The 12953-nt window shown below is 63.9% G+C and carries 15 protein-coding genes; 12 read left to right on the top strand and 3 right to left on the bottom strand.

The annotated features are described in order from the left end of the window. Positions 1–12: 12 nt before the first annotated feature. The 8 genes from B2U07_RS06865 to B2U07_RS06830 all read left to right on the top strand — a co-directional run bounded on the left by B2U07_RS06865 (position 13) and on the right by B2U07_RS06830 (position 5723). Positions 13–462, top strand: a complete 450-nt coding sequence (locus B2U07_RS06865; protein ID WP_296276484.1) for a flavodoxin — start codon at positions 13–15, stop codon at positions 460–462. 205 nt (positions 463–667) lie between these two features. After that, positions 668–1444: a class II aldolase/adducin family protein gene (locus tag B2U07_RS06860; protein ID WP_296276482.1), complete on the top strand. Its 777-nt coding sequence runs from the start codon at positions 668–670 to the stop codon at positions 1442–1444. After that, positions 1441–2334, top strand: coding sequence for an alpha/beta fold hydrolase (locus B2U07_RS06855; RefSeq protein ID WP_197856192.1), 894 nt, complete (start codon positions 1441–1443; stop codon positions 2332–2334). The genes B2U07_RS06860 and B2U07_RS06855 overlap by 4 nt, the downstream gene beginning before the upstream one ends. Next, on the top strand, positions 2327–2857 hold the full coding sequence (locus tag B2U07_RS06850; RefSeq protein ID WP_296276479.1) for a DUF1569 domain-containing protein: 531 nt from the start codon (positions 2327–2329) through the stop codon (positions 2855–2857). The genes B2U07_RS06855 and B2U07_RS06850 overlap by 8 nt, the downstream gene beginning before the upstream one ends. 96 nt (positions 2858–2953) lie before the next feature. Continuing rightward, positions 2954–3283: a hypothetical protein gene (locus B2U07_RS06845; RefSeq protein ID WP_296276477.1), complete on the top strand. Its 330-nt coding sequence runs from the start codon at positions 2954–2956 to the stop codon at positions 3281–3283. A gap of 111 nt (positions 3284–3394) precedes the next feature. Beyond that, positions 3395–4306, top strand: a complete 912-nt coding sequence (locus B2U07_RS06840; RefSeq protein WP_296276475.1) for an SDR family oxidoreductase — start codon at positions 3395–3397, stop codon at positions 4304–4306. Positions 4307–4585: 279 nt separating this feature from the next. Further along, positions 4586–5170 carry a DJ-1/PfpI family protein gene (locus B2U07_RS06835; RefSeq protein ID WP_296276750.1) on the top strand — a complete coding sequence of 195 codons (585 nt, stop codon included), beginning with the start codon at positions 4586–4588 and terminating at the stop codon, positions 5168–5170. A 250-nt stretch (positions 5171–5420) separates the two neighbouring features. Continuing rightward, positions 5421–5723 (top strand): ribbon-helix-helix domain-containing protein, encoded by a 303-nt coding sequence (locus tag B2U07_RS06830; protein WP_296276473.1) that lies wholly within the window; start codon positions 5421–5423, stop codon positions 5721–5723. A 231-nt stretch (positions 5724–5954) separates the two neighbouring features. Here B2U07_RS06830 and B2U07_RS06825 read toward each other — a convergent pair whose 3' ends face one another. Further along, on the bottom strand, positions 5955–6353 hold the full coding sequence (locus tag B2U07_RS06825; protein ID WP_197856188.1) for a nuclear transport factor 2 family protein: 399 nt from the start codon (positions 6351–6353) through the stop codon (positions 5955–5957). 112 nt (positions 6354–6465) lie between these two features. Here B2U07_RS06825 and B2U07_RS06820 point away from each other — a divergent pair, with 112 nt between their 5' ends. The 3 genes from B2U07_RS06820 to zapE are packed head-to-tail and all read left to right on the top strand — an operon-like array spanning position 6466 to position 9067. Then, entirely contained in the window at positions 6466–7056 is a 591-nt protein-coding gene (locus B2U07_RS06820) for a GNAT family N-acetyltransferase (RefSeq protein ID WP_296276471.1), read from the top strand. Further along, positions 7053–7937 (top strand): carbon-nitrogen hydrolase family protein, encoded by an 885-nt coding sequence (locus B2U07_RS06815; protein ID WP_296276470.1) that lies wholly within the window; start codon positions 7053–7055, stop codon positions 7935–7937. The genes B2U07_RS06820 and B2U07_RS06815 overlap by 4 nt, the downstream gene beginning before the upstream one ends. Continuing rightward, on the top strand, positions 7934–9067 hold the full coding sequence (gene zapE, locus B2U07_RS06810; protein WP_296276468.1) for a cell division protein ZapE: 1134 nt from the start codon (positions 7934–7936) through the stop codon (positions 9065–9067). The genes B2U07_RS06815 and zapE overlap by 4 nt, the downstream gene beginning before the upstream one ends. On the opposite strand, the gene B2U07_RS06805 is transcribed toward zapE, so the two are convergent. Next, entirely contained in the window at positions 9064–9738 is a 675-nt protein-coding gene (locus B2U07_RS06805) for a DUF1028 domain-containing protein (protein WP_296276466.1), read from the bottom strand. The two genes, zapE and B2U07_RS06805, sit on opposite strands and share 4 nt — an antisense overlap. A 142-nt stretch (positions 9739–9880) precedes the next feature. Here B2U07_RS06805 and dsdA point away from each other — a divergent pair, with 142 nt between their 5' ends. Continuing rightward, the gene (gene dsdA / locus B2U07_RS06800; RefSeq protein WP_296276463.1) at positions 9881–11230 is read left to right on the top strand and encodes a D-serine ammonia-lyase; all 1350 of its coding nucleotides are present in this window, start codon (positions 9881–9883) and stop codon (positions 11228–11230) included. Positions 11231–11297: 67 nt separating this feature from the next. On the opposite strand, the gene B2U07_RS06795 is transcribed toward dsdA, so the two are convergent. Beyond that, positions 11298–12821 carry a fumarate hydratase gene (locus tag B2U07_RS06795; RefSeq protein ID WP_197856182.1) on the bottom strand — a complete coding sequence of 508 codons (1524 nt, stop codon included), beginning with the start codon at positions 12819–12821 and terminating at the stop codon, positions 11298–11300. Positions 12822–12953 lie beyond the last annotated feature (132 nt).

The following is a 12953-nucleotide window of genomic DNA, read 5'->3' as shown; positions in this document are numbered from 1 at the left end:
TCTGGAGTTTTCATGAAAGTCGCCATCGTCTCGGGTTCAGTCTACGGCACGGCCGAAGAAGTCGCACGCCACGCCGAACGTCAACTCAAGGCCGCCGGGCTGGAAGCCTGGTACAAAGCGGACATGAACCTCGATGAGCTGCTGGCCTTCGCCCCGGACGCCTTCCTTACCGTCACTTCCACTACCGGCATGGGCGAGCTGCCGGACAATCTGCTGCCGTTGTACAGCGAGATCCGCGACTGCCTCCCGGCCTGGGCTGGCAAGCCGGGGGCGGTGTTGGCGCTGGGCGACTCCAGCTACGACTCGTTCTGCGGCGGTGGTGAACTGATCCGCGAACTCTATGCCGAGTTGGGCCTGCGCGAAGTGGTCGAGATGCTGCGTCTGGACTCCAGCGAAACCGTCACCCCGGAAACCGACGCCGAGCCCTGGCTGCAAGCCTTCGCAGCGGCCCTGAAGGCCTGATCTGCCGGCGCGCGCGTCATTGCTGGCCGCAGCAGGGCAGGCTTGATTGATCGATAAGGGCAGCGAATAAGCCCTTATCGCCCCAGGGTACATGGGCGCTTTGACCCGCAAAGCCATCAACATGGCTGCCACGGCAACTACCGCCATGCAGGCGCATGGCTAGACTGCGGACACCACCGATCAACAAGAACATCGAGGTGCCGCCGTGAATGCTCCGCTGAAAATCCCTGCCGTGAAAAATCAGGTCTCCGAAGCCGAATGGCGCACGCGCGTCGATCTAGCCGCCTGCTACAGGCTGATCGCGCTCTATGGCTGGGATGACCTGATCTTCACCCATATTTCCGCCAAGGTGCCGGGGACCGAGGATTTCCTCATCAACCCCTATGGCTTGATGTTCCACGAGATCACCGCATCCAGCCTGGTCAAGGTCGATCTGGCGGGCAGCAAGCTGATGGACAGCCCGTTCGACATCAATCCTGCCGGTTACACCATCCACAGCGCGGTGCACGAGGTGCGCCACGACGTGGGCTGCGTGCTGCACATCCACACCCCGGCGGGCATCGCCGTGTCGGCGCAGAAGCAGGGCCTGCTGCCGTTGTCGCAGCAGTCGCTGTTCGTCCTCGCCAGCCTGGCCTACCACGGCTACGAGGGGGTGGCGCTGAACCATGACGAGAAGGCGCGGCTTCAGGCCGACCTGGGCGACAAGAACTTCATGATCCTGCCCAACCACGGCCTGCTCACCGCTTTTGGCGGTATCGCCGATGCCTTCCTCGGCATGTTCATCCTGCAGAGGGCCTGCGAGATCCAAGTCATGGCACAGAGCGGCGGCGCCGAGCTGATCCATATTCCGCAGCAGATTCTCGATGGTGCGCGGACGATGATCGCCGGCGTGATGAAAACGCCGCAGGGCATGGGCGGCTCGCTGCCCTGGCCGGCGCTGCTGCGCAAGCTGGACCAGCAGATGCCGGGTTACGACCAGTGAGCGAGCTGCCGGGCATCGCCCTGGAGCAGTGGCGCGCGCAGGGTCAGACGCTGGACTTTCGCGGTTACGCCATCCGTTACTGGCTTGCCGGTGACGCCGAAGCCGAGCCGCTGCTGCTGATTCACGGCTTTCCCAGCGCCAGCTGGGACTGGCACCGCCTGTGGGCGCCGCTGGCTGCGCGTTATCGGCTGATCGCCTGCGACATGCTCGGCTTCGGCTATTCGGCCAAGCCGCGCGGTCATGCCTACAGTCTGCTGGAGCAGGCCGACCTGCAGCAGGCACTGCTGGCCCATGTCGGTGAACGGCGACCGATGCACGTGCTGGCACACGATTATGGCGACAGCGTGGCCCAGGAACTGATCGCCCGGCATCAGGACGGACACCTGCAACTGGCCAGTTGCGTGTTCCTCAATGGCGGTCTGTTCCCCGAAACGCATCATCCGGTGCGTGTGCAGAAATTGCTGCTCGGGCCGCTTGGGCCGTTGCTCGGCAGATTGTTCTCGCGGCGCAAGCTGGCGCAGAGTTTTGCCCGCATCTTCGGTCCGCAGACTCAGGCCAGCGACGTCGAGCTGGATGCGCTGTGGCAACTGGTGAAGCACAACAACGGCCCGGCCGTCATGCATCGCCTGATCCGCTACATGCCCGAACGGCGCCAGCAGCGGCAGCGCTGGGTCACGGCGATGCAGGCCACTGCAGTGCCGATGCGGGTGATCGATGGCGCCTTCGATCCGATTTCAGGCGCGCACATGGTGGCGCGCTACCGCGAGCTGATCGCAGACGCCGATACCGTGCTGCTCGATGGCATCGGCCACTATCCGCAAATCGAAGCCCCGGCTGCGGTGCTCGAACATTATCTTGAGTTTCGCCACGCAAGGAGCTTGCATGCGTAGACGTACCCTACTCAAAGGCGCAGCAGTAAGCGGAGCTGCCGTGCTCGGCGCCGGTTACTGGGCATTACCAACTGGCCCGCGGCCTGCCGCGGTCAGCCTGGATGGGGCGCGTCGGGTACTGGCGGATCTGCAGGGCAGGGCACTGCATAGCGTTAGCGGCTGGAGCCCGAGCGAGGTGTTCAATCATTGTGCGCAGAGCATCGATTACTCCATCGACGGCTATCCCGAATTGAAGCCGGCCTGGTTTCGCCACAGCCTGGGACCTGCCGCTTTCGCTGTGTTCAGCGCCCGCGGCGCCATGCGCCATCCCCTGGACGAGGCCATTCCCGGCGCGGCCGATCTGAGCGAGCCGGCCAGCCAGGCACTGGCTCTGCAGCGGCTGCAGGCGGCCTTTGCGCGTTTCGCCGCGCATCAGGGCGCGCTGCAGCCTCACTTCGCCTATGGCTCGCTGGAGCACGGCGAATATGCCCAAGCGCACGTACTGCATTTGTACAACCACCTGAGCCTGATTCGTCTGGCGTGAAATGGGCCGGGCTGCAGCTGCGATAATTTTTGTCGAACCTACGCAACGGTGAGTGACTCAGTAACTGTGTCACTCACAGAAAAGTCGAGGTTACTCATGAACAAGAAGTTATCTGCACTGCTGTTGAGCGGGATTCTGGGCACAATGACACTGCCTGCCTTCGCGGCCGGCGAGGCCGATACTCCGGATACTCCGGGGCCGACCACGCCCATGACTCCTGGGGACACCAACCCGATGAACCCGGCGGATGATGGCGAAGGCATCCCACCGGTTCAGGGTCCCAACACCGATGGCAACCCCGGCGGTAGCGGTGGCGGCTCGGGTAATGGTACCGGCACTGGCGGCACTGGGACCGGTGGTTCCGGCACTGGCACCGGTGGTTCCGGGACCGGGGGCAGTGGCTCGGGCTCTGGCTCCGGTAGCTAACGCGTATAAGGTCGCATTATCGGCCGTCATTCAGGGGCCCCGCGCGCCTTGTGAAGCACGCGGGGCTGCCTGACACTCGGGGCATTCACAACCTGCCCGAGGAAGCTGTCGATGAGCGATGCCATCCGTTTCGAAGATCAAGTGGTCATAGTCACCGGTGCTGGCGGTGGCCTGGGCCGAGCCCATGCACTATTGTTCGCCCGCCATGGCGCCAAAGTGGTGGTTAATGATCTGGGTGGTAGCACGCACGGTGAAGGCGCCAATGCCTCCGCTGCTGACAAGGTAGTTGAAGAGATTCGCGCCTTCGGCGGCACTGCAGTGGCCAACCACGATTCGGTCACCGATGGCGACAAGATCGTACAGACCGCGCTTGATCATTTCGGTCGTATAGATGTGCTGGTCAATAACGCCGGCATCCTGCGCGACAAGAGCTTTCACAAGATGGAAGACGCCGACTGGGACTTGGTCTACAAGGTTCATGTCGAAGGCGCCTACAAGACCACCCACGCCGCCTGGCCTTATTTGCGCGAACAGAACTTTGGCCGCGTGATCTTCACCTCGTCCACCTCCGGAATTTACGGCAATTTTGGCCAGAGCAACTACGGCATGGCCAAGCTTGGCGTCTACGGCCTGACTCGCACCCTGGCCATCGAGGGCCGCAAGAACAACATCCTGGTCAACGCCATCGCGCCAACTGGCGCCACGCGCATGACCGAAGGCCTGATCCCGCCGCAGGTATTCGAGCAGCTCAAGCCTGAGCTGGTCAGCCCGCTGGTGGTTTATCTCGGCAGTGCGACCTGCCAGGACACCGGCGGCCTGTTTGAGGTTGGCGGCGGCTGGGTCGGCAAGGTGCGTTGGGAGCGCAGCCTGGGCGCCGGCTTCGATCCCAAGGCTGGTTTTAGCCCCGATGACATCGCCGCCCAGTGGCAGCGCATCTGCGATTTCGAAGGCGCTGCGCACCCGGCGGATAACGTCGAGGCGCTCAAGGAAATGATGGCGAACCTGCAAAAATATGCGCTCTGAGCGATAAGCGGGTGTAGAAGGCCGACAGCGATGTCGGCCTTTTTTATTGCAGCAGTTTTTCTGAGCCTGGCCGCGCCCTCGAACGGGAGGTGGTTGAACGCGACTGGCCTATGGCTCTGGTTGCGGCCTTTCATCCGGCTGCTGCAATTCTTACCAGGCCTTCCGTCGTTCAGGCTGGTCGCCGAAGCGACGGCGTGTAGTGCAGTAGTACCCGGCTGTTACCTGTCGGAAGAAACAGGGGCGAATAATGGCGTTCGTTCCACCTACCTTCAGGAGACGATCATGGCTGCCAAGAAGATTCTCATGCTGGTCGGCGACTACGCCGAGGATTACGAAACCATGGTGCCGTTCCAGGCGCTGCAGATGATCGGCCACACCGTGCACGCGGTCTGTCCGGACAAGGTCACCGGGCAGACGGTGCGCACCGCCATCCACGATTTCGAGGGCGACCAGACCTACAGCGAGAAGCCGGGGCACAATTTTGCACTGAACTTCGATTTCGCCAAGGTGCGTGCCGAGGAGTACGACGCTCTGGTCATTCCCGGTGGACGCGCGCCGGAATATCTGCGCCTCAATGGTGAGGTCGTGGCTCTGGTAAAGGCGTTCGCCGCGGCTGACAAGCCCATCGCTGCCGTCTGCCACGGTGCCCAGTTGCTGGCGGCCGCGGGTGTGCTGGAAGGGCGCGAATGCAGCGCCTATCCTGCCTGTGCGCCGGAAGTGACATTGGCCGGCGGCAAGTACGTAGACATCGCGGTGGATCAGGCGCATGTGCAGGGCAAGCTGGTCACTGCGCCGGCCTGGCCAGCGCACCCGGCCTGGCTGGCGGCGTTTCTCAAGGTGCTGGGCACAGAGATTCGCCTTTAACAGGCCGTTGAAAAACTATCTGCGTTGCCATTGCAGCGTTAAAAACAGGCTCGTGCGCGAGTCCGATCAAAATGCTCATTTACAGCTCGTAAACTGCGCTCTTTCGCCTGTTTTTGCGTTGTACTGGCTGCCTCACCTATGTTTTTCAATGGACTGTTAACCAAAGTAGCCCGGATGCAATCCGGGGTCGCACCATTTCCGGCATCCCGGATTGCATCCGGGCTACGACGCTAGTGAGGAGATAAAGCGGATGTGCGAGCTCTATGTAAAGGCCGATCCCATTCTCTATGAGTCGCGCTCGCTTTCGTTGCGCATCCGCGGCGTGGTGACCACCCTGCGCTTGGAGAACCAGTTCTGGGACATCCTGCGTGAGATCGCCGAAGTCGACGGCATGACTACCAACCAGCTGATCGCCAAACTGTACGAGGAGGTCATGGACTTTCGCGGCGAAGTGGTCAACTTCGCCTCGTTCCTGCGCGTCAGCTGCACCCGTTACTTGGCGCAGAAGGCCGGGCGTCAGGTGCCGCTGCGGGTGGTCGGCGCGGCCGGTTGAATCACTGGTACATCCAGAAATTCGGGTGCTCCTGTGCGCTAGGCGTTGCTGCCTGCTGGACCGATTGGGCTGGCTGGAAGAAGCGCTTGATCAGGCTCATTCGAGGTTACTCCTGTAGGGGCTGGTGAACAGGCGTGCATGATCGGAGAAGCGCTTCGATTGATAAAACGGATTGTCTCTATTTCGGTAATTGGCTATGCCTATACCTTGGCCCGCCGGGCCTCGTTGTAGTCAGCCGACCTGCGCAACCCAATCATTGAGGTTGTAGTAATTGCTGATGCGCGCGACCTTGCCATTCCTGATTTCGAAGAAAGCGCCGGCCGGCAACACGTAGGTCTGGCCGTTGGCCGGGGGCAGGCCTTCGTCGTCGGCCAGGTACTCGCCGTGCACCACGAATTCGGCGGCGGCGCGGGTGCCTTCGGCGTTCTGCATGACCACGATGTCGGCCAGGCGCTCGCGGTAGCAGCGGTTCATCTTGTCCATGAAGGCAGCGAAGGTGGCCTTGCCAACTTGGCGCTCGCCCTGATTGATGTCGTGCACCACGTCCTCGGCCAGCAGGTCGAGGAAGGCGGGCATGTCGCCGGCGTTGAAGGCGGCGTAGTAGGCCTGTACCAGTTCGGTGGCGGTCATGGCTAAGTTCCTTTCGTAGCGTGGTTAGTGGTGGGTTGGCACGCATGATAAGTTCGCGCTTTCTTGCCGGCATAGCCGCCGGCGTCACCTTGCTGCTGGTGAACGACTGCAGATGGACATCGAATTGCTCCAGGGGCCGCAGATAGCGCCCCACATCGAAGACCTGGCGCATTTGCGGATCACCGTCTTCCGCGAATTCCCCTACCTCTACGACGGCAGCTTCGATTACGAGGCCGAGTACCTCGACACCTATGTGCGCAGCGCCGACAGCCTGTGCGTGCTGGTGCGTGACGAGGGCCGGGTAGTCGGTGCGTCCACGGCGCTGCCGTTGGCTGACGAAACTGTGGAATTCCAGCAGCCGTTCCTCTCGGCAGGCTGGGATCCCGCGCGCATCTTCTACTGCGCCGAGTCGGTGGTGTTGCCGGGCTGGCGCGGGCGTGGCCTAGGCGTACGCTTCTTCGCCGAACGCGAAGCACATGCGCGTAAATTGGGTTGCTTCGACTGGTGCGCCTTCTGCGCCGTGCTGCGCCCGGCCGATCACCCGCGCCGGCCTGCGGGCTATCAGCCGCTGGACGCCTTCTGGGCGCGTCGCGGCTATCGCCATCATCCCCAATTGCACACTCAATACCACTGGCGCGACCTGGATGAAGCCGAGGAATCGGCCAAGCCCATGTCGTTCTGGTTGAAGGAACTCGCTTCATGATCAAGGTTGCCGCCTGCCAATATCACATCGACCTGCTGACGAGTTGGGACGCCTACGCCGAACACCTGACCACGCTATGCGAGGAGGCGGCCGGGCGGGGCGCCGAGCTGCTCTTGCTGCCGGAATACGCCGGCCTGGTGCTGACCGGGCAGTTGCCGGAAGCTGAGCGCAGCGACCTGCACGGCTCCATCGCCGGCATCCAGGCGCTGCTGCCGCGCTGGCTGCAATTGTGCGAGAGCCTGGCGCGCCGATTGAAGATTCATCTGCAACCCGGTTCGGTGGCGGTGCTGGATGACGACGGCGTCTACCGCAACCGTGCCTGGCTGTTCGGCCCGGACGGCTGCCTGGGTAGCCAGGACAAGCTGATGATGACCCGCTTCGAGCTGGAGCAGTGGCAGATCGCGGCAGGCAGCGGCCTCAAGGTATTCGACACGCCGCTGGGCAAGCTGGGCATCCTGATCTGCTACGACAACGAATTCCCGCTGCTGGCGCGCACCCTGGCCGAGGCCGGGGTCGACCTGATCCTGGCGCCCAGCTGTACCGATACCGAGGCAGGCTTTTATCGCGTACGCATCGGTGCCCAGGCCCGTGCCCTGGAAAACCAGATCGCCGTGCTGCAGTCGCCTACGGTTGGCCTGGCGCCCTGGTCGCCGGCGCTGGACGAGAACGTCGGCCGCGCCGGGCTGTACGTGCCGTCGGACTACGGCATGCCGGCCAATGGCGTGATCGCAGAGAGCGAGGAACTGTGCCCCACGCGCAGCCACTGGCTGATCGCCGAGCTGGATCTGGCCGAGGTGCGCCGCGTGCGCGAGCAGGGTCAGGTGTTCACCCGGCGCGACTGGCCGCGGCAGTTCGAAGGCGGCCGGCTGGTGCTGCGGTGAACGCCCCGCAGACACCGGATTCGCCGCTGGCCGCCTACGAACGGGCGCTGGCTCGCGGTTTCATCGCCGATGCCGCGCAGCGCCGTGCCGTGGAGGCGTTGCAGCACTGCCATGAGGCTGTGCATCGTGGTGAACGCCCGCTCGGCGTATACCTCTGGGGGCCGGTAGGGCGCGGCAAGACCTGGCTGATGGACAGCTTCTACAACAGCCTGCGCGTACCGGCGCGGCGGCAGCATTTTCATCATTTCATGCAGTGGGTGCACCGTCGGCAGTTCCAACTCACCGGCAATGCCGATCCGCTGCGCCTGCTGGCCGAGGAGTTGGGGCGCGAAGTGCGCGTGCTGTGCTTCGACGAGCTGTTCGTCAGCGACATCGGTGACGCCATGTTGCTCGGCCGTCTGCTCAGCCTGGTGGTGGAGCAGGACGTGGTGCTGGTGGCGACCTCCAACCAACCGCCGGATCAGCTCTACGCCGAGGGCTACAACCGCGAGCGCTTCCTGCCGGCGATCGCCGCGCTCGAGGCGCATATGCAGGTGGTGGCCGTGGACGGTGAGCAGGATCATCGCCTGCATCCCGGTGCCGAGGTGCAACGCTACTGGGTGCAGCAGCCGCAGGCGTTGGGTGAGCTGTTCACTCGTCTGAGCGAGGGGCAAACCATTAGTCGCGAGCCGGTCGAATTGGCTCATCGTCGTGTCTTGGCTCTCGGTCATAGTCCGGCGGCGCTGTGGTGTCGCTTCACCAATCTGTGTGAACAGCCGCTGGCCGCATCCGATTTTATCGAACTGTGCGAGCGCTTCCCCGTCATTCTACTGGGCGAAGTGCCGCGCCTGGGCGGCGAGCAACGCGAGGGACGCATCGCCCGTGGTACCGAAGACGCTGCCGAGCGCGTCGACGCCGGGGATCGACAGCTGCCCGCGCTGTCGCGCAACGACGATGCGGTACGCCGCTTCATCGCCCTGGTCGACGAGTGCTACGACCGCCGCGTGCCGCTGTATATCGAAGCCGAGGTGGCGCTGGCTGACCTGTACACCCAGGGCTACCTCGACTTTGCCTTTCGTCGCACGCTGAGCCGTTTGCGCGAGATGCAGCTGGAGCGTTTTGCCGCTCCTGCCAAGCGGGCGGGCGCCTAGACCGAGTCTTCCGCCGCCTTGCCGGCCGGGTTGTCACGGGTCGGCATGGCGAGAATCTCCGGCAGCACTTCACGGGCGAACACGTCATGCAGGCGGCGCAGCTCGGCCACCGGATCGAGATGATGGTCGACGCGGATGTCCCACAGCGGATACTCCTCCTGATCGACCACGTAGATCACTGCCGAGGATTCGCCGTGCCGGTCGCCACCGCAACGGTCACCGGCCGCCAGCGCCTCGATCAGGCGCTCGATCAGCGGACGTTCCTCGGCTTGGTGAAAAGCTTCGGCGACGGCGTCGAGTACCTGCGGGCCGACCAGGCGGTTGCCCTGTACGGAGAACTGCTCGCCGCTCAGCGAACCAGCCCAGGGAATACACTTTTCGCCGGTCCAGCAGGCGCTGTCGCCCTGAGCGTCGATCAGCGCGCACTGGCGCAGCTCCATGCAGGGATCGGTTTTTTTTAGTCGCTCCAGCGCTTCCTGCGCCGAAAGACCCTGGCGCAGCAGCGCCAGGCCGTCCAGGCCGAGATAGGGATTGACCTGCGCCTGAGTCGCCACCGCGCCGGCACCGGCTGCGGCGTGGCTGAGCAGTTTGCCGACGGCGGGCATGGCGGTGGCCGCAGCGACGCCGAACTGACCGCTGCGCGGGCAACGGGCGATGATGGAAAAGGTCATGGCGACTCCTGGTCGATTTTCAGCTTAGGCCATCACCAGGCCGTTATCGTTCCGCTTGGCTGGCCGCTGCTGCGACCTTTGCCAGATCAGCCCGGGCGTCGTCTAATGCGCACTGTTCACTGCCTGTTATGAGGAGTGCCGCATGATCCTTGGCCAGTCGCTCGCGCAATGGCGCGCGCAGTTTCCGCTGCTCGACGAGCTGATCGCCCTGCGCGAAACCAGCTGGTTCAACCCCGCCGTGGCGCCTGCTGCCGAAGCACTGGCCGATGTCGGTTTGAGCGCTGTCGATGTGGCCGACGCCCGCGCGCGTCTCGAGCGCTTCGCGCCCTACCTGGCCCGGGCGTTCCCGCAGACGGCGGCCAGCGGCGGCATTATCGAGTCGGATATTCTGCCCTTGCCGCAGATACAGGCGCTGCTGCGTGAAGAGGCCGAAGAAGAAATCGGCGCGCTGTGGCTCAAGCGCGACAGCCATCTGCCCATCTCCGGTTCGATCAAGGCCCGTGGCGGCATCTACGAGGTGCTCAAGCATGCCGAGGACTTGGCGCTGGCGGCCGGGCTGCTCGACCTCGACGACGATTACGCCTGCCTCGACAGCGATGCGATGCGCGCCTTCTTCGGCGGCTATCAGGTCGCCGTCGGCTCCACCGGCAACCTCGGGTTGTCCATCGGCATCATCAGCGCGCGCCTGGGTTTTCAGGCCTCCGTGCATATGTCCGCCGATGCGCGCCAATGGAAGAAGGACAAGCTGCGCGCCCATGGTGTGACGGTGGTCGAGTACGCCAGCGATTACAGCGTCGCCGTGGAGCAGGGGCGGCAGCAGGCCGAGGCCGACCCGCGCTGCCACTTCGTCGATGACGAGAATTCCAGGCACCTGTTTCTCGGCTATGCGGTGGCCGGCGAACGTCTCAAGCAGCAACTGGCAGCGGCCGGTGTCGTGGTCGATGCCGAGCATCCGCTGTTCGTCTATCTGCCTTGTGGCGTCGGTGGTGGGCCGGGTGGCGTGGCCTTCGGCCTTAAGCTGGCGTTTGGCGATGCAGTGCACTGTCTGTTCGCCGAGCCGACGCACTCACCGTGCATGCTGATCGGCGTGCACACCGGCCGGCATGAAGAGCTGGCGGTGCAGGATTTCGGTATCGACAACCGCACCGCGGCTGATGGCCTGGCGGTAGGGCGGCCATCGGGTTTCGTCGGCCGCGCCATGCAACGTCTGATCGATGGTTACTACACGGTCAGCGACGAGCGACTCTTCCGCTACCTGGCGTTGCTGGAGCAGACCGAGGGCCAGCGTCTGGAGCCTTCGGCCCTGGCCGGTATGCCGGGTGTGTTGCACGTGCTCGGCGAGCAGCAGGGCTACCGCCAGCGCATGGGTCTGACACCGCAGCGCATGGCGCAGGCGACGCATCTGGTCTGGGCAACGGGCGGCAGCATGGTGCCGCAGGCTGAAATGGACAGCTACCTGGCGCGTGGCCGGCAGCTGTTGCAGGGCGCCTGAAAACGCAGAAGCCCGGCACTTGGCCGGGCTTCTCCTTGCAGCTAGAAGCTGGTCGCTTGCAGCTGCCTTACTTCACTTCCACCGCCAGGCTTTCGGCGATCTTCTTGTTCCAGATCGCCGGGCCGGTGATGTGTACGGACTCGCCGTTGGTGTCGACCGCAACGGTCACCGGCATGTCTTTGACTTCGAACTCGTAGATGGCTTCCATACCGAGCTCTTCGAAGGCTAGCACCTTGGACTTCTTGATCGCCTGGGCCACCAGGTAGGCGGCGCCGCCGACGGCCATCAGGTACACGGCCTTGTTGTCCTTGATCGCGTCGATGGCGATCGGGCCACGCTCGGACTTGCCGATCATGCCCAGCAGGCCGGTCTGCTCGAGGATCTGACGGGTGAACTTGTCCATCCGCGTGGCCGTGGTCGGGCCAGCCGGGCCAACCACTTCATCACCGACCGGATCGACCGGGCCGACGTAGTAGATGAAGCGGCCTTTGAGGTCCACCGGCAGTTGCTCGCCCTTGTTCAGCATGTCGACCATGCGCTTGTGCGCAGCGTCGCGGCCGGTAAGCATCTTGCCGTTGAGCAGCACGGTCTCGCCCGGCTTCCAGCTCTGCACTTCTTCCGGGGTCAGGGTGTCGAGGTTGACGCGGCGCGCGCTCGGGCCGGCTTCCCAGACGATTTCCGGGTAGGCGTCCAGATCCGGTGCTTCCAGCTCGGCCGGACCCGAGCCGTCGAGCACGAAGTGGGCGTGACGGGTAGCGGCGCAGTTGGGGATCATGCACACCGGCAAGGACGCGGCATGGGTCGGGTAATCCATGATCTTCACATCGAGCACGGTGGTCAGGCCGCCCAGACCCTGGGCGCCGATGCCCAGCTGGTTGACCTTCTCGAACAGCTCCAGACGCAGCTCCTCGATGCGGTTCTGCGGGCCGCGGGCCTGCAGTTCGTGGATGTCGATGTGCTCCATCAGCACCTCCTTGGCCATCACCGCAGCCTTCTCGGCGGTGCCGCCGATGCCGATGCCGAGCATGCCTGGCGGGCACCAGCCGGCGCCCATGGTCGGCACGGTCTTCAGGACCCAGTCGACGATCGAGTCGGACGGGTTGAGCATGGCCATCTTCGACTTGTTCTCGGAGCCGCCGCCCTTGGCCGCGACGTCCACTTCCACCTTGTCACCGGGCACCAGCGAGTAGTGAATCACCGCCGGGGTGTTGTCCTTGGTGTTCTTGCGGGCACCGGCCGGGTCGGCCAGGATCGAGGCGCGCAGGACGTTTTCCGGCAGGTTGTAGGCGCGGCGTACGCCCTCGTTGATCATGTCGTCGACGCTCATGGTGGCGCCGTCCCAGCGCACGTCCATGCCGACCTTGACGAATACGGTGACGATGCCGGTGTCCTGGCAGATCGGGCGGTGGCCGGTGGCACACATGCGCGAGTTGATCAGGATCTGCGCCATGGAGTCCTTGGCGGCCGGCGACTCTTCCTTCAGGTAGGCCTCGTGCATGGCCTGGATGAAGTCGACGGGGTGGTAATAAGAGATGAACTGCAGTGCGTCGGCAACGCTCTGAATCAGGTCGTCCTGCTTGATCACGGTCATTGGGGCGCTCCTCTATCAGGGAACATCTACAAGGAAGCGCCGGACAACGACCCGGCGCAACGGCGAAAAACTGTCGGGAGCGGTTTTCACGTCGCCCCGCGACGGTCTGCTTAGGTGGCCGCCATGCAGGGG

Source organism: Pseudomonas sp. UBA7530 (genome assembly GCF_002479365.1).
GTDB lineage: Bacteria > Pseudomonadota > Gammaproteobacteria > Pseudomonadales > Pseudomonadaceae > Aquipseudomonas.
The sequence above is the reverse complement of the archived record's forward strand: the minus strand, read 5'-3'. Positions and strand labels throughout refer to the sequence as shown.

Excerpts from the sequence above, each read along its gene's own strand:
- B2U07_RS06825 (WP_197856188.1), bottom strand. The coding sequence starts at position 6,353 with ATGACCGCCACCGAACTGGTACAGGCCTACTACGCCGCCTTCAACGCC.
- B2U07_RS06805 (WP_296276466.1), bottom strand. The coding sequence starts at position 9,738 with ATGACCTTTTCCATCATCGCCCGTTGCCCGCGCAGCGGTCAGTTCGGC.
- B2U07_RS06820 (WP_296276471.1), top strand. The coding sequence starts at position 6,466 with ATGGACATCGAATTGCTCCAGGGGCCGCAGATAGCGCCCCACATCGAA.
- B2U07_RS06795 (WP_197856182.1), bottom strand. The coding sequence starts at position 12,821 with ATGACCGTGATCAAGCAGGACGACCTGATTCAGAGCGTTGCCGACGCA.
- B2U07_RS06815 (WP_296276470.1), top strand. The coding sequence starts at position 7,053 with ATGATCAAGGTTGCCGCCTGCCAATATCACATCGACCTGCTGACGAGT.
- dsdA (WP_296276463.1), top strand. The coding sequence starts at position 9,881 with ATGATCCTTGGCCAGTCGCTCGCGCAATGGCGCGCGCAGTTTCCGCTG.
- B2U07_RS06830 (WP_296276473.1), top strand. The coding sequence starts at position 5,421 with ATGTGCGAGCTCTATGTAAAGGCCGATCCCATTCTCTATGAGTCGCGC.
- B2U07_RS06865 (WP_296276484.1), top strand. The coding sequence starts at position 13 with ATGAAAGTCGCCATCGTCTCGGGTTCAGTCTACGGCACGGCCGAAGAA.
- B2U07_RS06840 (WP_296276475.1), top strand. The coding sequence starts at position 3,395 with ATGAGCGATGCCATCCGTTTCGAAGATCAAGTGGTCATAGTCACCGGT.
- B2U07_RS06845 (WP_296276477.1), top strand. The coding sequence starts at position 2,954 with ATGAACAAGAAGTTATCTGCACTGCTGTTGAGCGGGATTCTGGGCACA.
- B2U07_RS06850 (WP_296276479.1), top strand. The coding sequence starts at position 2,327 with ATGCGTAGACGTACCCTACTCAAAGGCGCAGCAGTAAGCGGAGCTGCC.